This window comes from Streptomyces sp. NPDC047841 (assembly GCF_040704085.1).
Lineage (GTDB): Bacteria > Actinomycetota > Actinomycetes > Streptomycetales > Streptomycetaceae > Streptomyces > Streptomyces argyrophylli.
Window position 1 is genome coordinate 210228 of record NZ_JBEYRP010000014.1, and the last position, 20980, is coordinate 231207.

Consider the following 20980-nt stretch of genomic DNA (forward strand, 5'->3'; position numbering starts at 1 on the left):
TCGAGCGGCGGACAGGCTACGACCTCGCCCGAGGACGCGGTCCCGGGTCCGGTCAGGCCCTGGCGAGGACGAACCAGCGGGCCGGCAGGTCGATGCGGGTGCCGTCCCGGAGGTGCTCGGTCTGCGGCAGCGTCGTCTCGCCGTCGTCCAGGACGGCGAGACCGGCCTTGGCGAGCAGCTGCGGGATCTCCTCGTCGGGGGCGTCGGCGGGCTTGAGGCCGTGGTGGAAGACGCGCTGGAGCTTGGGTCCCGGGCCGCCCGGCTCGGCCGCCGCCCGCCGCAGCACCTCGCGCGAGCCGGAGGTCAGCTCGACCACGAAGGCGCGGCCCTCGGTGCCGATGAGTTCGGCGACGGCGGCGGCCACCGCGGGGCGCGCGGCCGGTTCGCTCTGGTGGATGACGGCCCGCATGTAGACGTGGCTGTCGCCGAGCCGCTGGTGCAGGGCGCGCACGGCGTCGGTGTCGGTGAGGTCGAGCTGCCGGAACTCGACGGGGTCGCCGTTCGCGGCGCGCCGGGCGTGCTCGACGGCGGCGTGCGAGAGGTCGACGCCGACGGCGCGGGCGAAGCGGGTGGCCAGGTAGCGGGTCTGGGTGCCGTTGCCGCAGCCGAGGTCGACGATCGTCCGGCCGGTGTCGGCGTGGGGCAGGAGCAGTTCGCTGTGCGGTGCGGCGGTCAGGGAGGGGTCGGCGTCCCATATCGCCTCGCCCCGGCCGTCGGCGGTCTGGCTCCAGTAACTTTCCCACGCGTTGCGGTAGTTCTCCGAGACGTTCATGCGATCTCCCCACGGGTCGGTTCCGTGATCGGGATATCGCGGGGACGGGGAGCGGGGCAAGGGTCTGGTGGTCACCTTCACGAGATGTACGGTCCCTGGTCGACCCGGGCGGCGCGCGTGCCGCGCCGGCCGTCAGTGGCCGGTGGTGACGGCCTGCTCGAACCAGACGGTCTTGCGGTGTCCGCTGGCGCTGGCGCCCCACTCCCGGGCCAGCCGGCTGACCACGCGCAGGCCCCGGCCCGACTCGTCGTGGGGCCCGGCGCTCAGCATGGCGGGCAGGGCGGGTTCGTCGTCGGTGACCTCGAACAGCAGCGCGTCCGTGCGGACCACCCGCAGCCCGATCCCGTCGCTCTCCGCGTGCCGGACGGCATTGGTGACGACCTCGCTGACCAGCAGCTCGGCCGTCTCCACGGCCTGCGGCAGGCCCCACTGGAGGAGTCGTTCACGGACCAGGCGGCGGGCGCGGGCCACCTCGCGCGGGTCGGCGTCGAGCCACCACTCGGCGACGTGCTCGTCGGGGATGCCGTTGAGGCGGGCCATGAGCAGGGCGACGTCGTCCTTGCGTCCGCCGCGGGTGTTCAGGGCGCGGATGATGGTGTCGCAGGCGTCGTCCATGGAGGCCGCGGGGTGGGCGGCGGACTCGCAGAGCGCGGCGAGGCCCTCGCCGATGTCGGAGCCGCGCACCTCGACCAGGCCGTCGGTGCACAGCACCAGCCGGTCGCCGGGCGCGACCGTGACCCGCCTGACCTCGAAGGGGACGCCGCCGACGCCGATCGGGGCCCCGGTGGGCAGTTCGAGGAGTTCGCTGCTGCCGTCCTCGGCGCGGACCAGCACGGGCGGGATGTGGCCGGCGTTGGCGAGGGTCAGCTCGCCGCGGATCGGGTCGTACACGGCGTACAGGCAGGTCGCGAGGTAGGTGTCGCCGAGCCTGCGGGCGAGGTCGTCCAGGTTGCGCAGCAGCTGCGCGGGCGGGGTCTCCATCGCGGCCATGGTCTGCACGGCGGTGCGCAGCTGGCCCATCATCGCGGCGGAGTTGAGGCCGTGGCCCATGACGTCGCCGACCACGAGGGCGGTGCGGGAGCCGGGCAGTTTGATGGTGTCGAACCAGTCGCCGCCGATCCGGCCGAGCCGGGTGCCGGGCAGGTAGCGGGTGGCGATGTCGCAGCCGGGCATCCGCGGGGTGACCTGCGGCAGCATGCTGTCCTGGAGGGTGTCGGCGACGTTCTCCTGGTAGGTGTACATGCGGGCGTTGTCGAGCACCAGGCCCGCGCGGGCGGCGAGTTCGGCGCCGGTGGTGCGGTCCATGTCGTCGAACTGCGGCCGGTCGGGGCGGCGCATCAGCACCATGAAGCCGAGGACGACGTTGCGCGCCTTGAGCGGGACGATGAGCAGCGACCGGCCGCCGATGAGGGGCCGCAGGTCGCGCTTCTCGAACTCGCCGGAGATGCGCTCGGACAGTTCCTCGGTGACCCTCGGGACGAGCACCGGCTCGCCGGTGACCATGCACTTGTAGAAGGGCGTGTGCTCGGGGAAGGCGAAGGCCTCGCCGACGGGCACGGTGTCGTCCCAGCGGCCCGGTTCGTCGTTGTGCTCCACCCAGACGCGGAACATCACGGTGCTGGCGTCCGGCGGGCCGTCCGGGAAGCCTTCGCCGGCCAGTACCGCGGCGCGCAGGTGGGTGCCGGCGAAGTCCGCGAAGCGGGGCACGGCGGCGCTGGTGACCTCGCGGATGGTCTCGCCGAGGTCGAGGGAGGAGCCGATGCCGGAGCTGACCTCGTTGAGGAACTCCAGCCGCTCGCGGACGGCGGCGTACTCCAGGTCCTGTTCGGCGCCGGCCGGGACCACGGCCATGGCCCGCTGCCGCGGTACGGCGGTCTCCTCGGCGCGGGTGCGGCCGGGGCGGCGGGGCACGCCCCAGTACGGGGTCACGGGCACCCGGTCGTACTGGCTGAACTCCAGGACCGGGTAGCCGAGTTCGAGGACCTGCGCGACGATGCGGGCGCTGAGTCCCGGACCCATGTTGGGCAGGATCTCGGGCAGCCGCCGTTCGAGTTCGTCGGGGGCGGGCAGTTCGGTGTGGCGGGCCAGGCCGGGCGAGATGCGTTCGGCGGTCTCGTCGTCGTAGCCGCGTTCTTCGCGCAGCCGGGTGGCGTCGGCGGCGAGCACGAGCAGCCGGGCGGGTCCCGGGCCGACCAGCGGGTAGGCCCACCACAGCACGTCCAGCCGCTCGCCGCCGGGCGTGTGCGGGGGTGGACGCAGGCGGGCGCGGCCGGTCGTGGCGTAGCCGGTGTGTCCGCCGAGCGACGTCTCCAGGTCGCGGCCGGGTCCCGCGTCCCACGCGTCGTACGCCTCTGGCGCCGGACCGTCCTGGAGGTCCTCCGGCAGGGTGCCGGAGACGGGCAGCAGGTCGGCCGCGGGCTGTCCGACGGCGTCCTCGCGGCTCACGCCGAACAGGCGCCGCGCGCCGGTGCTCCAGTGGGACACCAGTCCGGCGCGGTCGACGACGACCACGGCCAGCGGAATCCGGCCCGCGGCGGTGTCGCCGATGCCGCGCCCGGGAGCTGTGTCCCGCTCGCTGCCACGGTCCATGGCCCAGGCCCTCTCTCCCCACGGCTGTCCGCAAACGATCTGTGCCGCCCGCCACTACGGTAAGACGACCGCCGGTCGCGATGTGTGCCAATCCTGGAATTGGTTCCGGCGGATCGCTCTGGCGCGGCGGGCGGGCGCCCCGCTCAGTCCTCGTGGCCCAGCTGGAGGTCCCGTTCGGTCCGGCCACCCCCCGCGACCTGCAACACCGTGGCGACCGGCGGGTAACCCGCGGCGATGACGGTGTACTCGCCGGAGGAGAGATCGACGAACCGGAACGTTCCGTCGGCTCCGGTGGTGAGGGTGTCGACGACGTTGCCGGCGGCGTCGAGCAGGGTGACGCGCGCGTCCTCCACGGGCCGTCCGCCGCTCGCCCGGACGGTGCCCCTCAGTACGGCGCCGCCCGCGAGCTCGACGTCCTGCCGGGTCTCCCGGGATGCCTGCACGGTGACGGGGAGCGCGGCGGGCCGGAAGGCGGGGGCGCTGGCGGCGAGGGTGTACTCGCCCGCGACCAGTTCCGTGATGACGTAGCCGCCCTCGCGCCCGCTGCGGGTGCTCGCGACGACCTCGCCGTGCACGTTGGTGAGGGTGACGGTGGCGTCGCGCACGGGGCTGCCGTCGGCGGTGAGCACGCTGCCGGCGAGGCGGCCGGCGCCGCCGAGGACGACGTCGAGTTCGACGGGGCGTTCGCCGACGGTGACGGAGACGGCCTGCGGCTGGTGGCCGCCGGCCGCGGCGATCAGCACGTACGACCCGGAGCCGGGCGTGCTGAGCGCGTACCGCCCGTCGTCGCCGCTGGCGCCCCGCCCGATCTGCTGTCCGGCGACGTCGATGAGGGTGAGGGCCGCGCGGGGCACCACGGTGCCGTCGGGGTGCTGCACGGTGCCGCAGACGGGGACCCCGGCGGTGTAGGGCGCCCGGGCACCGGGGATCGAGGCGGTCACGGTCTGCGGCTCCGTTTCGGCGGTGTTGTGGGACACCAGTGGTTTCTCCTTGAGGAAGAAGGCGATGAGCAGGCCGAGGGCGAGCACCGGGACCAGGTAGAGGAAGATCCGGGGCATCGCGTCGGCGTACGCGCGGATGTAGGCGTCGCGCAGGGCCGGGGGCAGCGCGTGGACGAGCTGCGGGGTGATCGAGTCGGCGGCGGGCAGTCCGCCGCCCGCGCGCGGGGGCAGTTCCGCGCGCAGCGAGGAGGTGAGCCGGTCGGCGAAGAGGGTGCCGAAGACGGCGGCGCCGACGCTGCCGCCGATCTGCCGGAAGTAGTTGTTGGCGCTGGTGGCGGTGCCGAGGTCGGCGGGGCGGACGGAGTTCTGCACGGCGAGCACGAGGACGGGCATGACCAGGCCGATCCCGGCGCCTAGGACGGCCATCCAGACGCTGTAGTGCAGCCGGGGCGTGCCGGTCTCCAGCCGGGACAGCAGCCACATGCCGACGGTGGCGACGGCGCAGCCGAGCACGGGGTAGATCTTGTAGCGGCCGGTGCGGCTGATGAGCTGTCCGGCGATGATGGAGGCGCCGACGATCCCGGCCATCATCGGCAGCATCAGCAGCCCGGACCCGGTGGCGCTGGCGCCGTCGACCATCTGCAGGAAGGTCGGCAGATAGCTGGCGGCGCCGAACAGGGCGACGCCGATCACCAGGCCGACCAGGCTGCTGAGGGTGAACACGGGGTCTCGGTAGAGCCTGAGCGGGATGAGGGGTTCGGCGGCGAAGCGCTCGGCGACCAGGAAGAGGACGGTGGCGAGGAGGGCACCGGCGCCGAGGCCGAGGATCTGCCGGGAGCCCCAGGCGTACTCGGTGCCGCCCCAGCTGGTGAGCAGCACCAGGCAGGTCGAGGCGGCGGCGAGCAGCAGGGTGCCGAGGACGTCGAGCCGGGCGCGCGTGCGCGGCCTCGGGAGTTTGAGGACGACGGCGATGACGGCCAGGGTGACCAGGCCGAAGGGGACGTTGACGTAGAAGCACCAGCGCCAGGACAGATGGTCGGTGAAGTAGCCGCCGAGCAGCGGTCCGGCGACGGAGGCGAGACCGAAGACGGCGCCGATCAGGCCCATGTACCGGCCGCGTTCCCGGGGCGGCACGATGTCGGCGATGATCGCCTGGACGCCGATCATGAGGCCGCCGGCGCCGACGCCCTGAACGGCGCGGAAGGCGATCAGCTGGTCCATGGTCCCGGCCCGGCCGGCGAGGGCGGAGCCGAGCACGAAGACGGCGATGGCGAACTGGAAGACGCCCTTGCGGCCGACCAGGTCGCCGAGTTTGCCGTAGACCGGCAGGCCGATGGTGGAGGTGAGCAGGTAGGAGGTGATCGCCCAGGACATCTTGTCCAGGCCGTGCAGCTCGCCGACGATCTTCGGCAGGGCGGTGGCGACGATCATCTGGTCGAGGGCGGCCAGCAGCAGGGCCAGCATCAGCCCGAGGAACACCAGCCGCACCCGGCGGGGCCCGATGCCCGCGGGCGGTGCGGGAGGCGGCGGTGCGGCCGCGGTCTCCTCGCCGGCGGCCGGTGCCGCGACCGGCTCGGGCTTCACCAGTGTCGTCCCGCCCACGTACCGCTCCCCTCGTCACACTCGTTCACATTTCCCGCGTAAGGCGTCAACTGCGAACAAGTGCGGCGAGTTACGGCATGATCCGGTATGGGCCGGAGATGCACTCGAACCGGTGAAGGGGCCGACCGGCGGTCAACCCCCGTTCACCGGTGGGTGCTTGGGCTACTTCTCGACCTCGGCGGCGAGCCTGGCGAGCAGGGCGTCGTAGATCCGGCCGAGGCCCTTGGGCGCGAACGTCTTCTCGAAGAAGCCGCCGATGCCGCCGGCGCCCTGCCAGGTGGTGGTGACGACCACGCGCGAGGAGCCCTCGCCGGCGGGGGTGACGCGCCAGGTGGTGACCATGGAGGAGTTGCGGTCCTTCTCGACGAGCTCGCCGTCGGTGGGCTCGCTGACCTCCAGCAGGCAGTCTCGCACCCGCTTGCTGGTGGCCTGGAGCTTCCAGTGGACGAGGGTGCCCTCGCCGTCGCCGCCCTCGCGCACCTCGTACTCGCTGAACTGCTCGGGCAGCAGCCTCTGCCGCGTGCCGCGGTAGTCGGCGAGGGCGTCGAACACCTTCTCCGCGTCCGCCGCGACGACCCGCTCCGTAGTGGCCTCGACCTGCGCCATTGCGTTCCTCCACGACCTGGTTCCTCGGGGTTGGGGCAAGCCAACCACCCCGGCGCCCGGCCGCCCAAATCGGGGTCCGCACGATCATGGGAACGTTTGTTCTATTGTGTGGGCAGTGCGAGCGAGGAGGCGTCATGCGCTGGGAGAACCTCACAGACGAGAACGAACACGGCCGGGCCGCCGACACGGCGCTGTTCGGCGCGGACGCCGTCACCACCCGGACGTTCGACACGCCCGAGTTCCAGGGCATCACCTTCCACGAGGTCCGGGCGCGCTCGGTGCTGAACCGGGTGCCGGGCGCCTCCCGCATGCCGTTCGAGTGGACGGTCAACCCCTACCGGGGCTGCACGCACGCGTGCGTCTACTGTTTCGCCCGCAAGACGCACAGCTACCTGGACCTGGACACGGGCGTCGGCTTCGACTCACAGATCGTGGTCAAGATCAACGCGCCCGAGGTGCTGCGCCGCCAGCTCGGCTCCCGCCGCTGGCAGGGCGACCACGTGGCGATGGGCACCAACGTCGACTGCTACCAGCGCGCCGAGGGCCGCTACCGACTGATGCCCGGCATCATCTCCGCGCTCACCGACCACGCGAACCCGTTCTCGATCCTCACCAAGGGCACCCTGATCCTGCGCGACCTGGACCTGCTGGTCCGGGCGGCGCAGGTGACGGACGTGGGCGTCTCGGTCTCCGTGGGCTTCCTGGACGCCGGGCTGTGGCGCACGGTGGAGCCGGGTACGCCCGCGCCCGAGCGCCGGCTGGACGTCGTGCGCGCCTTCGGGGAGCACGGGATCGGCTGCGGGGTGCTGATGGCGCCGGTGATCCCTTTCCTGAGCGACCACCCGGCCCAGCTGCGGGCCACGGTGCGGGCCATCGCGGCGGCCGGGGCCACCTCGGTCACACCGCTGGTGCTGCACCTGCGCCCCGGCGCCCGCGAGTGGTTCATGCACTGGCTCGGGCAGCACCATCCGCATCTGGTGCGGCGGTACGAACGGCTGTACGCGGAGGGCGCCTACGCGCCCAAGTGGTACCAGCGCCGGATCACGCGCCAGGTGCACGAGCTGGCGCAGGAGTACGGCATCGGGCCCGCGCGCGCGGGACTGGCCCGCCGGATCCGCCCGGCCGAGCCGGCGCCGGCCCCCACCGGGGAGGAGCCGGTCCAGCTCAGCCTCATGTGAGGACGCCCGGGCGCGTCGTCCGCCCGGCGTCCCCCGACCCGGCACCGCAGCAGGGCAAGGCGGCGTCGCCGGCCTCCGCGGCTCGGCCCCGCACGGCCTGCTGGGCTTGTGCGGGTAGCCGACGCGTCCGGCGCCGGGCGCCTCGGACGACCCGTCGGAGCCTGGGCCTTCGCCCGTGGACGGCGGTCGGGCGCCTGGCGCCTCACCCGACCGCGCCGGGCGACGTGCCCCCACCGCCCGGGGCGGTGTCAGTGGGGTGGGCCATCATGGGGGCCATGAGCGAGACGACCCGGGACGGTCGTGGACCGGTCCGCATCCCCGCCCCGGCCGGGGTGTTCCCCGCCGCCCGGTGCACGCGCGTGCTGACGGCGGCCGGCCGCCTCGTCGCGGTGCCCGGCCGGCCCGCCCTCGACGCGGCGGTGGCCGGGTGAGCGCCCTGACGGTCCGGGAGATGACCCTCGCCAACTGCGACCGCGTCTCGGAGATACGGATCCGCGGCTGGCGGCACGCCTACCGGGGGCTCATGCCGCAGCCGTACCTGGACCGGCTCAGTGTCACGGCGGACGCCGAGCGGCGCCGGGCCCGGTTCGCCGAGGGGAACGGCTCCGTGGTGAACCTGGTCGCCGAGCGGGACGGCGCGGTGGTCGGGTGGGCGGCGCACGGGCCGTACCGGGACGGCGGGACACATACCGGCGACGCCGAGCTGTACGCGCTCTACGTGGACCCGGCCCGGATCGGCGGCGGGATCGGGCGGGCCCTGCTGGCCGAGGCGGCCGAGCGGTGCCAGGCGCATCCCCGCATGCTCCTGTGGGTCCTCAAGGACAACGCCCCCGCCCGCCGCTTCTACGAGCGCGCGGGGTTCCGGCCCGACGGGGCCGAGGAGCCCTTCGAGGTGGACGGCGTGCCAGTGCCCGAGGTGCGGTACGTGCGGACGCCGGGCGGCTGACCGCACGTCAGCTCGGCTGCTGCTCCGGTATCCGCGCCAGCGCGCGCACCGCGGCCTCGGCGAGCGCGGGGTGCGCGAGGGCCTCGGTGAGGACCCGCCGGGCGCGGGCGTCACCGAGCGTGCCCAGACCCTCCACGCAGGCGAGGGCCACCCGGCGGTAGGGGTCGTGCGGGCGCAGCCGCCGCTCCAGCGTGGTGATCAGGGCGGGCACGGACTCCGGGGCGCGCAGGGCGACCAGGAGCCGTACCGGGTGCAGGGCGTAGGCGACGCGGAGCTCGTTGGTGGCGAGGGCCGCGGCGGCCCGGGCCGTGCGGGGGTCGCCGAGCCGGGCGAGGGCGTGCGCGGCGGAGGCGCAGCGCGGCGGGTCGCGGTGGTTGAGCAGCAGCACCAGGGACTCGAAGGCGCGCCGGTCGCCGGCCCGGCCGAGGCGGAACGCGGCCAGCTCCCTGGCCCACAGGGGCTGTCCGGGCGCGGTGAGCACCTCCGCCAGTTCGCCGTGGTCCCCGGTGGCCAGCAGGTGCTCGAACGCGGCAGAGCCGCCCGACTCCTGCCGTAAGCGCTCCGTGAGCGCCCGCAACTCTTCGTCCACGAGGTCCAGCGTAGGGGGGTGGCGGCGCAGGAGGGGAGCTACCTCACAAAGTCGTTTCCGGCCCGGGGACTAGCGCGCTCGTTACCCGCCGGTTAAGCTCATACGAGCGAGTAACCCTCTCGCACTCCGCTGGCGACGGTCTGGTGACGCGGCCGTCGCGAGCGAGCAGGTCGGTTCGGTACGCCGTGTGTACCGCAGTACGACCCGGCTTCGGGACAGAGCCGGTCGGAAGTTCCGCCGCTCCCGGGCGTGTGCACGCCCGTGGCACCGGCGCCCCCGGGCGTGTGCGCTCGCAGCCCGGCAACACCCGCACCCTCCCGCTCCGTGGTGCGCCCCCGGCGCACCCGGCGCGCTCCTCGTCGTCACCTCATTCCTGGAGTCCCGCGATGGCCACTCCCCTGTCCGACTCAGCTCTGTCCCCGCTCAAGACGATCGCCGTGGTCGGCCTCGGCACCATGGGCACCGGCATCACCGAGGTCCTCGCGAAGGCCGGCCGCGAGGTGATCGGCATCGACATCAGCGAGGCGCGGACCGCACAGGCCCTCGCCGCGCTGGAGGCCGCCACCGCCCGCGCCGTGGCGCGCGGCCGGCTCACCGAGCAGGAGCGCGCCCGCGCGCTGGCCCGGGTCCGCACCGCGACCGACCTCACCGCGGCGGCCGACGCCGACCTCGTCATCGAGGTGGTCCCGGAGTCGTACGAGATCAAGCACCAGATCTTCCGCGAGCTGGACGGCATCGTCCGCCCGGAGACGATCCTGGCGACCGGCACCAACGCGCTGTCGGTGACCCGGCTGGCGGCCGACTCCGCCCGTCCCGAGCGCGTCCTCGGCCTGCACTTCTTCAACCCGGCACCCGCGATGCGGCTGGTGGAGGTCGTCTCCTCGGTGCTGACCGCGCCGCAGGCCGTGGCCGCCGTCACCGACCTCGCGATCGAGCTGGGCAAGGAGCCGGTCGCGGTCGGCGACCGCCCCGGCTTCGTCGCGGACGGACTGCTCTTCGGCTACCTCAACCAGGCCGCCGCCATGTACGAGGCCAGGTACGCCTCCCGCGAGGACATCGACGCCGCCATGCGGCTCGGCTGCGGCCTGCCCATGGGCCCGCTCGCCCTGCTGGACCTGATCGGCGTCGACACCGCGCGGACGGTCCTGGAGGCCATGTACGCCGAGTCCCGGGACCGGCTGCACGCCCCCGCGCCCATCCTCAAGCAGCTCAGCGAGGCGGGCCTGACCGGCCGCAAGGCGGGGCGCGGTTTCTACACCTACGAGGCGCCGGGCAGCGGGACGGTTGTGCCGGACGCGCTGACCCCGGCGGCGGCCGCCTCCCCGGTCGCGGGCCGCCAGGTGCGCTCGGTGGGCGTCGCCGGCTCCGGCACCATGGCCTCCGGCATCGCCGAGGTGTTCGCCAAGGCCGGCTACGACGTCGTCCTGGCCGCCCGCAGCGAGGAGAAGGCGCTGGCCGCCAAGGCCCGCATCGGCACGTCGCTCTCCCGTTCCGTCGGCAAGGGCCGGCTGACCGCCGAGGCCGCCGCGCGAATCCTGGACCGGATCACGCCGGCGGGCTCCTACGACGCCTTCGCCGAGGTCGACCTGGCGGTCGAGGCGATCGCCGAGGACCTGGAGGTCAAGCGGCAGCTGTTCGCCACGCTGGACAAGGTGTGCAAGCCGGGCGCGGTCCTGGCCACCACCACCTCGTCGCTGCCCGTCGTCGCCTGCGCCCGCGCCACCTCGCGCCCGCAGGACGTGATCGGCATGCACTTCTTCAACCCGGCACCGGCGATGAAGCTGGTCGAGGTCGTGCGGACGGTGCTGACGGCGGACGACGTCCACGCGACCGTGCGCGAGGTCTGCGCGAAGACCGGGAAGCACGCGGTGGACTGCGGCGACCGCGCCGGTTTCATCGTGAACGCGCTGCTGTTCCCGTACCTCAACAACGCGATCAAGATGGTGCAGGAGCACTACGCGTCCCTCGACGACATCGACGCGGCGATGAAGCTGGGCGGCGGTTACCCGATGGGCCCGTTCGAACTGCTGGACGTGGTCGGGCTGGACGTCTCGCTGGCCATCGAGAAGGTGCTGCACCGGGAGTTCCGCGACCCCGGTCTCGCCCCGGCCCCGCTGCTGGAGCACCTGGTGGCCGCGGGCTGCCTCGGCCGCAAGACCGGCCGCGGCTTCCGCGAGTATGCCCGCCGCTGACGGCGTCGGCGACCGGTCCCGGACGGAGCCGGAGTGGGGCGGGCTGCTCGACCCGGGCGGCCCCGCCCCGCCCGCCCGGCGCGGCGGCCCCGCGTCCCCCGGGGGCGGGGGGCACCCCGGACCTGCGCATCAGGCCACGCGCATGCAGTACGTTCGGGTCATGTCCCAGCCCGCCAAGTCCTCACGTACACCAGCTACGCCCGACGCGCCGGAGAGTGCCGCAGGCAGCCGCGCGGCCGCCCAGCGGCTCAAGATGCGCCGGGAACTGGCGGCAGCAGCCATGGAGCTGTTCGCGACCAAGGGGTACGAGGCCACCACCGTCGACGAGATCGCCGCCGCCGCCGGGGTCGCCCGGCGCACCTTCTTCCGCCACTTCCGCTCCAAGGAAGAGGCGATCTTCCCGGACCACGACGACACGCTGATCCGCGCGGAGGCGGTCCTCAACGCCGCGCCCGCGCACGAGCACCCGCTCGACACCGTGTGCCGGGGCATCAAGGAAGTCATGAAGATGTACGCGGCGCGGCCGGAGATCTCGGTCGCCCGCTACAAGCTCACGCGCGAGGTGCCCACCCTGCGCGAGGCCGAGATCGCCTCCGTGGCCCGCTACGAGCGCCTGTTCACGCGGTACCTGCTCGGCCACTTCGACGAGCACGCGCACGCCGACGACGCCAACGACGATCCGCTGCTGGCCGAGGTCGCCGCCTCCGCGGTCGTCACCGCGCACAACCACGTCCTCAGGCGCTGGCTGCGGGCGGGCGGGCAGGGGGACGTGGAGGCCCAGCTGGACCACGCCTTCGCCATCGTGCGCAAGACCTTCGGCACGGGGATCGGGGCCGGCCGCGGCACGGCCCCCCGGCCGGCCGCCACCGCGCCCGCGACGGCCTCCGCCGAGGGCGAGGTGCTGGTGACCGTCGCCCGCACCGACGCGCCCCTGGACGAGGTCATGCGCACCATCGAACAGGCCCTCAAGGAACGCTGACCCGCCCTTCCCCGCTGTGACGACGGCCACCCCTCCGGGTGGCCGTTTTCGCATGTCAGCGCCCTTTTTGACCCGCCCGGAAAGAGCCGTTCGATCGATCATCGCTCATCTGTCAGGTAAAGAATTCATCTGAGAGCAAGTTCTGGCACTCAGTGCCTTGCGAGGTGACACGCGGTGTCATACGTTGAAAGAGTCCGGGCTGTCCCCGCAGACCATCACCTGCGCGCCCGGACGCCTGCGTCACAGGCAACCTCCCGCGCCACAAAGCGCTGCCGAAGCACCACCGAGCCGAACCGACGGCACACCCTCACCACCCTCAGCAGCACTGACAGCACCGACGAATCCTTTAGGCGCCCCTCCCTCAGGGCGCTCACCCGCCGGAGGCAACACCGTGACCGTGAAGGACATCCTGGACGCGATCCAGTCGGAGGACGCCACGTCCGCCGACTTCGCCGCCCTGCCGCTCCCCGACTCCTACCGGGCGATCACCGTCCACAAGGACGAGACGGAGATGTTCGCGGGCCTGGAGACCCGCGACAAGGACCCGCGCAAGTCGATCCACCTGGACGAGGTCCCCGTGCCCGAGCTGGGCCCGGGCGAGGCCCTGGTGGCCGTCATGGCCTCCTCGGTGAACTACAACTCGGTGTGGACCTCGATCTTCGAGCCGGTGTCGACGTTCGCCTTCCTGGAGCGCTACGGCAGGCTGTCGCCGCTGACCAAGCGCCACGACCTGCCGTACCACATCATCGGCTCCGACCTCGCGGGCGTCGTCCTGCGCACCGGCCCCGGCGTCAACGCCTGGCAGCCCGGCGACGAGGTCGTCGCGCACTGCCTGAGCGTCGAGCTGGAGTCGCCCGACGGCCACGACGACACCATGCTCGACCCCGAGCAGCGCATCTGGGGCTTCGAGACCAACTTCGGCGGCCTCGCGGAGATCGCCCTGGTCAAGTCCAACCAGCTGATGCCCAAGCCGAAGCACCTCAGCTGGGAGGAGGCCGCGGCCCCGGGCCTGGTGAACTCCACCGCCTACCGCCAGCTGGTCTCCCGCAACGGCGCCGCCATGAAGCAGGGCGACAACGTCCTGATCTGGGGCGCGAGCGGCGGGCTCGGCTCGTACGCCACGCAGTTCGCGCTCGCGGGCGGCGCCAACCCGATCTGTGTCGTCTCCTCGCCCCAGAAGGCGGAGATCTGCCGCTCGATGGGCGCCGAGGCGATCATCGACCGCACCGCCGAGGGCTACAGGTTCTGGAAGGACGAGCACACCCAGGACCCCAAGGAGTGGAAGCGCTTCGGCAAGCGCATCCGCGAACTGACCGGCGGCGAGGACATCGACATCGTCTTCGAGCACCCCGGCCGCGAGACCTTCGGCGCCTCCGTCTACGTCACCCGCAAGGGCGGCACCATCACCACCTGCGCCTCGACCTCGGGCTACATGCACGAGTACGACAACCGCTACCTGTGGATGTCCCTGAAGCGCATCATCGGCTCGCACTTCGCCAACTACCGCGAGGCGTACGAGGCCAACCGCCTGATCGCCAAGGGCAGGATCCACCCGACGCTCTCCAGGGTCTACTCCCTGGAGGAGACCGGCCAGGCGGCCTACGACGTCCACCGCAACCTGCACCAGGGCAAGGTCGGCGTGCTGTGCCTCGCCCCCGAGGAGGGCCTGGGCGTGCGCGACGAGGAGATGCGCGCCCGGCACATCGACGCCATCAACCGCTTCCGGAACGTCTGAGAGCCGGGAGGTCACAGATGACAGAGCGTCACAAGGACCGGCCGTGGCTGATGCGGACGTACGCCGGTCACTCCACGGCGGAGGCGTCCAACGAGCTGTACCGGCGCAACCTCGCCAAGGGCCAGACCGGCCTGTCGGTGGCGTTCGACCTGCCGACGCAGACCGGCTACGACCCCGACCACATCCTCGCGCGCGGCGAGGTCGGCCGGGTGGGCGTGCCCGTCGCGCACCTCGGTGACATGCGCCGGCTGTTCCAGGACATCCCCCTGGAGCAGATGAACACCTCGATGACCATCAACGCCACCGCCATGTGGCTGCTGGCGCTCTACCAGGTCGTCGCGGAGGAGCAGGGCGCGGACATCACCAAGCTCCAGGGCACGACCCAGAACGACATCGTCAAGGAGTACCTGTCCCGGGGCACCCATGTGTTCCCGCCGGAACCCTCGCTCCGCCTGACGACGGACATGATCGCGTACACGGTCTCCCACGTCCCGAAGTGGAACCCGATCAACATCTGCAGCTACCACCTGCAGGAGGCCGGGGCCACGCCGGTGCAGGAGATCGCGTACGCGATGTCCACCGCCATCGCCGTCCTCGACGCCGTGCGCGACTCCGGTCAGGTGCCGCCGGAGCGCATGGGGGACGTCGTCGCCCGCATCTCCTTCTTCGTGAACGCGGGCGTCCGCTTCATCGAGGAGATGTGCAAGATGCGCGCCTTCGGCCGCATCTGGGACAAGGTCACCCGTGAGCGGTACGGCATCGAGGACCCCAAGCAGCGCCGGTTCCGGTACGGCGTCCAGGTCAACTCGCTGGGCCTGACCGAGGCGCAGCCGGAGAACAACGTCCAGCGGATCGTGCTGGAGATGCTGGCGGTCACCCTCTCCAAGGACGCACGCGCGCGTGCCGTGCAGCTTCCCGCCTGGAACGAGGCGCTGGGCCTGCCCCGGCCCTGGGACCAGCAGTGGAGCCTGCGCATCCAGCAGGTCCTCGCCTACGAGAGCGACCTGCTGGAGTACGACGACATCTTCGAGGGGTCGAAGGTGATCGAGGCCAAGGTGGACCAGCTGGTCGAGGACACCCTGGCGGAGATCGGCCGCATCCAGGAGATGGGCGGCGCGCTGGCCGCCGTGGAGTCCGGCTACCTCAAGTCGCAGCTGGTCGCCTCGCACGCCGAGCGCCGGGCGCGGATCGAGTCCGGCGAGGAGAAGATCGTCGGCGTCAACGTCTTCGAGGGCACCGAGCCCAGCCCGCTCACCGCCGACCTGGACACCGCCATCATGACGGTCGATCCGGCGGTCGAGGCCCGCGTCATCGAGTCCCTCCAGCGCTGGCGGGACACCCGCTACCAGCCGCCCTTCAACCACCCGCGTCCCTGCAAGGCGCTGGAGCGGCTGAAGGAGGCCGCCAAGGGCACCGACAACCTGATGGAGGCGACCCTGGAGTGCGCCCGCGCCGGGGTCACCACCGGCGAGTGGGCGGGCGCCCTGCGCGAGGTGTTCGGCGAGTACCGGGCGCCCACCGGGGTCTCCTCCGCGCCGGTGGCCGTCGCCGCCGAGGCCGGCTCGGCGCTCGCCGGGGTCCGCGCCAGGGTGGACGCCACCGCCCGTGAGCTGGGCGTCGGCAAACTGCGCTTCCTGGTCGGCAAGCCGGGTCTTGACGGGCACTCCAACGGCGCCGAGCAGATCGCCGTCCGCGCGCGGGACGCCGGCTTCGAGGTGGTGTACCAGGGCATCCGGCTGACGCCCGAGCAGATCGTGGACGCGGCCCTGGCCGAGGACGTGCACGCCGTGGGCCTGTCGATCCTGTCCGGCTCGCACGCCCGGCTGGTCCCCGATGTGCTCCAGCGGCTGCGTGTGGCCGGTGCCACAGATATACCGGTGATCGCCGGTGGCATCATCCCCAACGGTGACGCCGAGCAGCTGAGGGAAGCCGGCGTGGCCGCCGTCTTCACCCCGAAGGACTTCGACATCACCGGGATCATCGGCCGCATCGTCGACGAGATCCGCACAGCGAACAAGCTCGACCCCCTGGAGGTCCCCGCATGACCACCCCCGTCAACCGCCTTCGCCCGCGGCGTTCCTGCCTGGCCGTACCGGGCAGCAACCCGCGCTTCCTGGAGAAGGCGCAGGGCCTCCCCGCGGACCAGGTCTTCCTGGACCTGGAGGACGCGTGCGCGCCGCTCGCCAAGCCCGAGGCGCGGCACACCATCGTCAAGTTCCTCAACGAGGGCGACTGGACGGGCAAGACGCGGGTGGTCCGGGTCAACGACTGGACGACCGAATGGACGTACCGGGACGTCGTCACGGTGGTGGAGGGCGCGGGTCCGAACCTGGACTGCATCATGCTGCCGAAGGTGCAGAACGCCCAGCAGGTCGTCGCCCTGGACCTGCTGCTGACGCAGATCGAGAAGACGATGGGCTTCGAGGTCGGCCGGATCGGCATCGAGGCGCAGATCGAGAACGCGCAGGGCCTGAACAACGTCAACGAGATCGCGCAGGCCTCCCCGCGCGTCGAGACCATCATCTTCGGCCCGGCCGACTTCATGGCCTCCATCAACATGAAGTCCCTGGTCGTGGGCGAGCAGCCGCCCGGCTACCCGGCGGACGCCTACCACTACATCCTGATGAAGATCCTGATGGCCGCCCGCGCCAACGACCTCCAGGCGATCGACGGCCCCTACCTGCAGATCCGCAACGTCGACGGCTTCCGCGAGGTCGCCGGCCGCGCCGCCGCGCTGGGCTTCGACGGCAAGTGGGTGCTGCACCCCGGTCAGGTCGACGCCGCCAACGAGGTCTTCTCGCCGTCGCAGGAGGACTACGACCACGCCGAGCTGATCCTGGACGCGTACGACTACTACACGTCCGAGGCGGGCGGCAAGAAGGGCTCCGCGATGCTCGGCGACGAGATGATCGACGAGGCCAGCCGCAAGATGGCGCTGGTCATCGCGGGCAAGGGCCGCGCCGCCGGCATGCGGCGCACCAGCACGTTCGAGATCCCGGAGGCGTGACGGCGATGCAGTTCGGACGCACGTACGAGGAGTTCGAGGTCGGGGCGACGTACAAGCACTGGCCGGGCAAGACGGTCACGGAGTACGACGACCACCTGTTCTGTCTCCTCACCATGAACCACCACCCGCTCCACATGGACGCCAACTACGCCGAGAACACGACCGACTTCGGCAAGAACGTGGTGGTCGGCAACTACGTCTACTCCCTGCTGCTCGGCATGTCCGTCCCGGACGTCTCCGGCAAGGCGATCGCCAACCTGGAGATCGAGTCGCTCCGGCACGTGGCGCCGACCTTCCACGGCGACACCGTCTACGGCGAGACGACCGTGCTGGACAAGTGGCCGTCGAAGTCGAAGGACGACCGCGGGATCGTCTACGTCGAGACCAAGGGCTACAAGCAGGACGGCACCCTGGTGTGCGTCTTCCGCCGCAAGGTGATGGTGCCCACCGAGACGTACATCAAGGAGCGCGGCGGCGAGCAGCCGGGCCGCCCCGAGCTCAAGGAGCAGGAGAAGTAGCCATGGCCCGTCTCGCCCAGACCGCCGGTCTGACCGACGTCCAGCAGGAGATCCTCTCCACCGTCCGGGACTTCGTCGACAAAGAGATCATCCCGGTCGCGACCGAGCTGGAGCACCGCGACGAGTACCCGCAGCAGGTCGTGGACGGCCTGAAGGAGCTCGGCCTCTTCGGCCTGATGATCCCCGAGGAGTACGGCGGCCTGGGCGAGTCGCTGCTCACCTACGCGCTGTGCGTGGAGGAGATCGCCCGCGGCTGGATGTCGGTGTCCGGCATCATCAACACGCACTTCATCGTCGCGTACATGCTCAAGCAGCACGGCACGCAGGAGCAGAAGGACCACTTCCTGCCCAGGATGGCGGCCGGCGACATCCGGGGCGCCTTCTCGATGTCGGAGCCCGGACTGGGCTCGGACGTGTCGGCGATCACGTCGAAGGCGGTCAGGGACGGCGAGGAGTACGTCCTGAACGGCCAGAAGATGTGGCTGACGAACGGCGGCACGTCCTCGCTCGTGGCCGTGCTGGTCCGCAGTGACGAAGGACACCCCGAGGGCACGGCGCCGCACAAGTCGATGACGACCTTCCTGATCGAGAAGGAGCCGGGCTTCGGCGAGGTCCGTCCGGGCCTCACCATCCCCGGCAAGATCGACAAGATGGGCTACAAGGGCGTCGACACGACCGAGCTGATCATGGACGGACTGCGCGTCCCGGCCGATCGGGTGCTCGGCGGGGTCACCGGCCGAGGTTTTTACCAAATGATGGACGGCGTCGAGGTGGGTCGCGTCAATGTGGCGGCGCGTGGCTGCGGCGTCGCCCAGCGTGCCTTCGAACTGGGCGTCCGGTACGCCCAGCAGCGGCACACGTTCGGCAAGCCGATCGCCCAGCACCAGGCCATCCAGTTCAAGCTGGCGGAGATGGCGACCAAGGTCGAGGCCGCGCATGCGATGATGGTCAACGCGGCACGCAAAAAGGATTCCGGGGAACGAAACGACCTCGAAGCGGGGATGGCGAAGTACCTCGCCTCCGAGTACTGCAAGGAGGTCGTGGAGGACGCCTTCCGGATCCACGGCGGCTACGGCTTCTCCAAGGAGTACGAGATCGAGCGCCTCTACCGCGAGGCCCCGATGCTGCTCATCGGTGAAGGTACCGCCGAGATCCAGAAAATGATCATCGGGCGCAGGCTGCTCGAAGAGTATCGGTTCCAGGGCTGATTGTCCGGGTACGGGGTGTTTTCTTCGAGAAGAAGATCACACCCCGTAGACACTCTTCCGCCGCCGACTCGGCTTCCTGGCTTGCCCAGTTGTGGCCCGCGCCCGGTACGATCCCGGGAAAGCCGCCGTCCCCCGTCAGAGCGCGGCATCATCCGCTACGAAGGTCATCCATGCCCCACAGCCAAACCTCTGCACCTCGCGACAGCCGAGCCGGCGTACGCCTCGCGCGCGGAGCATCGCCGTGGCTTCTCCCGACCGTCGCCACCGCAGCCCTCAGCCTGGCCCGCGCTCGCCGCTCGGGCGTCGCCAAGGCCGTCGCCGTGCCCGCCACCGCGCTCGCGGCGGGCATGCTGTGGTTCTTCCGCGACCCCGAGCGTGAGATCGCCCCGGGCCGGGTCATCTCGCCCGCCGACGGTGTGGTGCAGAGCATCATGCCGTGGAAGGACGGGCGTACCCGCGTCGCCATCTTCATGAGCCCGCTCAACGTCCACGTCAACCGCGCGCCCCTCGCGGGCACCGTGACGTCCGTCGAGCACGTCCCCGGCGGCTTCGTTCCGGCTTTCAACAAGGAGAGCGAGAACAACGAGCGCGTAGTCTGGCATTTCGACACCGAACTCGGCGACATCGAGATGATCCAGATCGCCGGCGCGGTGGCCCGCCGCATCGTGCCCTACATCCCCCGGGGCACGAAGGTCGAGCAGGGCGACCGCATCGGTCTGATCCGCTTCGGCTCGCGTGTCGACCTCTACCTGCCCGAGGGCGTGGAGGTCGCGGTCGAGGTCGGCCAGAAGACCGTGGCTGGGGTGACTCGCATTGACCGTGATTGATCCGGAGACCCAGGCGGGCTGGGTGCCCGAGGCGGACGAGGTGGACGACGAGGAGGAGATGCCTCTTTCTCTCCGCCTGTCGATAGCGGACACCCTGACGCTGGGCAACGCCACGTGCGGCTTCATGGCGGTGTACTTCACCACCACCGGCATCCTGATCCCGCACCTCACCGGCAGCCAGGAGTCCGGCATGGCCCGCCACAGCGCGGCCACGGCGGTCATCCTGATGCTCTGCGCGGCGGTCTTCGACCTGTTCGACGGGCTGGTGGCCCGCAAGCTGCGCTCGTCGCCGATGGGCGCGGAGCTGGACAACCTGTCCGACCTGATCAGCTTCGGGCTGGCTCCCGCGTACTTCGTCCTCGTCTACGGCATGGTCGCGGACGACGCGCACCAGCGGGTGGCGGCGGTGGGCGCGATCGTGGTGCTGCTCGCCGTGGTGCTGAGACTGGCCCGCTTCAGCTGCGTGACCATGAAGGACGGCGTGTTCCAGGGCATGCCCTCGCCGTTCGGCGCGCTGACGGTCGTCTCGATCGTGCTGCTGGAGCTGCCGTTCGTGGCGACGCTGCTGGCGATCCTCGGGACCGCGTGGCTGATGGTGAGCCGGGTGGAGTACCCGAAGCCGCGGGGGCGTCTCGCGGGCGCGATGCTCTCCTGGATCGTGCTGTCGATGGGGCTGCTGGCGGCGTGGGCCTTCGACGCGCCCAGCGGACAGCTGCTCCTCCAGACGGGCTGCGCGCTGCAGCTGGTGATGGGCGCGGTGATTCCGCTGTTCGCCACCGCGCGGCGGGTGAACAACTTCCGCGACAACCGTCGTGAGGCCCGGGCGGCGCAGTTGCCGTAGCGGCGCGGGCAGGCGTACGACGAAGGGCCCTTACCCGGGTGGGTAGGGGCCCTTCGCTTGTGCTCGCGCACCCTGAGGGCCGCACCCCCGGACGCCCGGCTCGGTGGGCCGGACAGGCGCCGCGCCGGGCGGCTCGGCCGGCTGGACGGGTGCCCGCCGGACCCACCGGGCCGGCCGACGGCCGACGGGTGGGCGGCACCGGAGATCCGAGGGCTGCGCCCCAGGGTTCAGCTCAGGTGGTCCTCGGCCAGCCGCGCCGCGACCCGTTCCAGGACCGGCCCCGCGTCCGCGATGCACCGGGCACCGGGCCGGCCGACGGGTGAGCGGCACCGGAGATCCGAGGGCTGCGCCCCGGGGTTCAGCTCAGGTGGTCCTCGGCCAGCCGCGCCGCGACCCGTTCCAGGACCGGCCCCGCGTCCGCGATGCACCGGGCACCGGGCCGGCCGACGG

The 20980-nt window shown here is 71.8% G+C and carries 17 protein-coding genes; 12 read left to right on the forward strand and 5 right to left on the reverse strand.

Annotated features, from left to right (window positions below):
* Positions 1–52: 52 nt before the first annotated feature.
* The 4 genes from AB0947_RS24740 to AB0947_RS24755 form a co-directional block, all read right to left on the reverse strand.
* Positions 53–772 (reverse strand): class I SAM-dependent methyltransferase, encoded by a 720-nt coding sequence (locus AB0947_RS24740; protein ID WP_366752524.1) that lies wholly within the window; start codon positions 770–772, stop codon positions 53–55.
* Positions 773–904: 132 nt separating this feature from the next.
* Positions 905–3361, reverse strand: a complete 2457-nt coding sequence (locus tag AB0947_RS24745) for a SpoIIE family protein phosphatase (protein WP_366752525.1) — start codon at positions 3359–3361, stop codon at positions 905–907.
* A gap of 143 nt (positions 3362–3504) precedes the next feature.
* On the reverse strand, positions 3505–5904 hold the full coding sequence (locus AB0947_RS24750) for an MFS transporter (RefSeq protein WP_366752526.1): 2400 nt from the start codon (positions 5902–5904) through the stop codon (positions 3505–3507).
* A 162-nt stretch (positions 5905–6066) separates the two neighbouring features.
* The gene (locus AB0947_RS24755; RefSeq protein WP_171151158.1) at positions 6067–6510 is read right to left on the reverse strand and encodes an SRPBCC family protein; all 444 of its coding nucleotides are present in this window, start codon (positions 6508–6510) and stop codon (positions 6067–6069) included.
* A 134-nt stretch (positions 6511–6644) separates the two neighbouring features.
* Between AB0947_RS24755 and AB0947_RS24760 the strand changes: the two genes are divergently transcribed.
* From AB0947_RS24760 to AB0947_RS24770, 3 genes are all read left to right on the forward strand, one after another.
* Complete coding sequence (locus AB0947_RS24760; protein ID WP_366752527.1) at positions 6645–7688, forward strand: Rv2578c family radical SAM protein; 1044 nt, start codon at positions 6645–6647, stop codon at positions 7686–7688.
* A gap of 275 nt (positions 7689–7963) precedes the next feature.
* Complete coding sequence (locus tag AB0947_RS24765) at positions 7964–8119, forward strand: hypothetical protein (protein WP_366752528.1); 156 nt, start codon at positions 7964–7966, stop codon at positions 8117–8119.
* Between the two features lie 20 nt (positions 8120–8139).
* Positions 8140–8634, forward strand: coding sequence for a GNAT family N-acetyltransferase (locus tag AB0947_RS24770; RefSeq protein ID WP_366752613.1), 495 nt, complete (start codon positions 8140–8142; stop codon positions 8632–8634).
* 7 nt (positions 8635–8641) lie between these two features.
* On the opposite strand, the gene AB0947_RS24775 is transcribed toward AB0947_RS24770, so the two are convergent.
* Positions 8642–9223 carry an adenylosuccinate lyase gene (locus AB0947_RS24775; protein WP_366752529.1) on the reverse strand — a complete coding sequence of 194 codons (582 nt, stop codon included), beginning with the start codon at positions 9221–9223 and terminating at the stop codon, positions 8642–8644.
* Positions 9224–9609: 386 nt separating this feature from the next.
* Between AB0947_RS24775 and AB0947_RS24780 the strand changes: the two genes are divergently transcribed.
* From AB0947_RS24780 to pssA, 9 genes are all read left to right on the forward strand, one after another.
* Positions 9610–11415: a 3-hydroxyacyl-CoA dehydrogenase family protein gene (locus tag AB0947_RS24780; protein ID WP_366752530.1), complete on the forward strand. Its 1806-nt coding sequence runs from the start codon at positions 9610–9612 to the stop codon at positions 11413–11415.
* A gap of 160 nt (positions 11416–11575) precedes the next feature.
* Complete coding sequence (locus AB0947_RS24785) at positions 11576–12394, forward strand: TetR family transcriptional regulator (RefSeq protein ID WP_366752531.1); 819 nt, start codon at positions 11576–11578, stop codon at positions 12392–12394.
* 397 nt (positions 12395–12791) lie between these two features.
* Positions 12792–14129 (forward strand): crotonyl-CoA carboxylase/reductase, encoded by a 1338-nt coding sequence (gene ccrA / locus AB0947_RS24790; protein WP_366752614.1) that lies wholly within the window; start codon positions 12792–12794, stop codon positions 14127–14129.
* A gap of 17 nt (positions 14130–14146) precedes the next feature.
* Positions 14147–16174 (forward strand): protein meaA, encoded by a 2028-nt coding sequence (locus AB0947_RS24795; protein WP_366752532.1) that lies wholly within the window; start codon positions 14147–14149, stop codon positions 16172–16174.
* Positions 16171–17136 (forward strand): CoA ester lyase, encoded by a 966-nt coding sequence (locus tag AB0947_RS24800; RefSeq protein WP_014675984.1) that lies wholly within the window; start codon positions 16171–16173, stop codon positions 17134–17136. Before AB0947_RS24795 ends, AB0947_RS24800 begins: the two co-directional genes overlap by 4 nt.
* A 5-nt stretch (positions 17137–17141) precedes the next feature.
* Positions 17142–17654, forward strand: coding sequence for a MaoC family dehydratase (locus AB0947_RS24805; RefSeq protein WP_366752533.1), 513 nt, complete (start codon positions 17142–17144; stop codon positions 17652–17654).
* A gap of 2 nt (positions 17655–17656) precedes the next feature.
* A complete protein-coding gene (locus tag AB0947_RS24810; protein WP_366752534.1) occupies positions 17657–18862 on the forward strand; it encodes an acyl-CoA dehydrogenase family protein in 1206 nt (401 codons plus the stop codon).
* Between the two features lie 170 nt (positions 18863–19032).
* Positions 19033–19689 (forward strand): phosphatidylserine decarboxylase, encoded by a 657-nt coding sequence (locus AB0947_RS24815; RefSeq protein WP_366752535.1) that lies wholly within the window; start codon positions 19033–19035, stop codon positions 19687–19689.
* 22 nt (positions 19690–19711) lie between these two features.
* Positions 19712–20530 (forward strand): CDP-diacylglycerol--serine O-phosphatidyltransferase, encoded by an 819-nt coding sequence (pssA, locus tag AB0947_RS24820; protein ID WP_365941804.1) that lies wholly within the window; start codon positions 19712–19714, stop codon positions 20528–20530.
* Positions 20531–20980 lie beyond the last annotated feature (450 nt).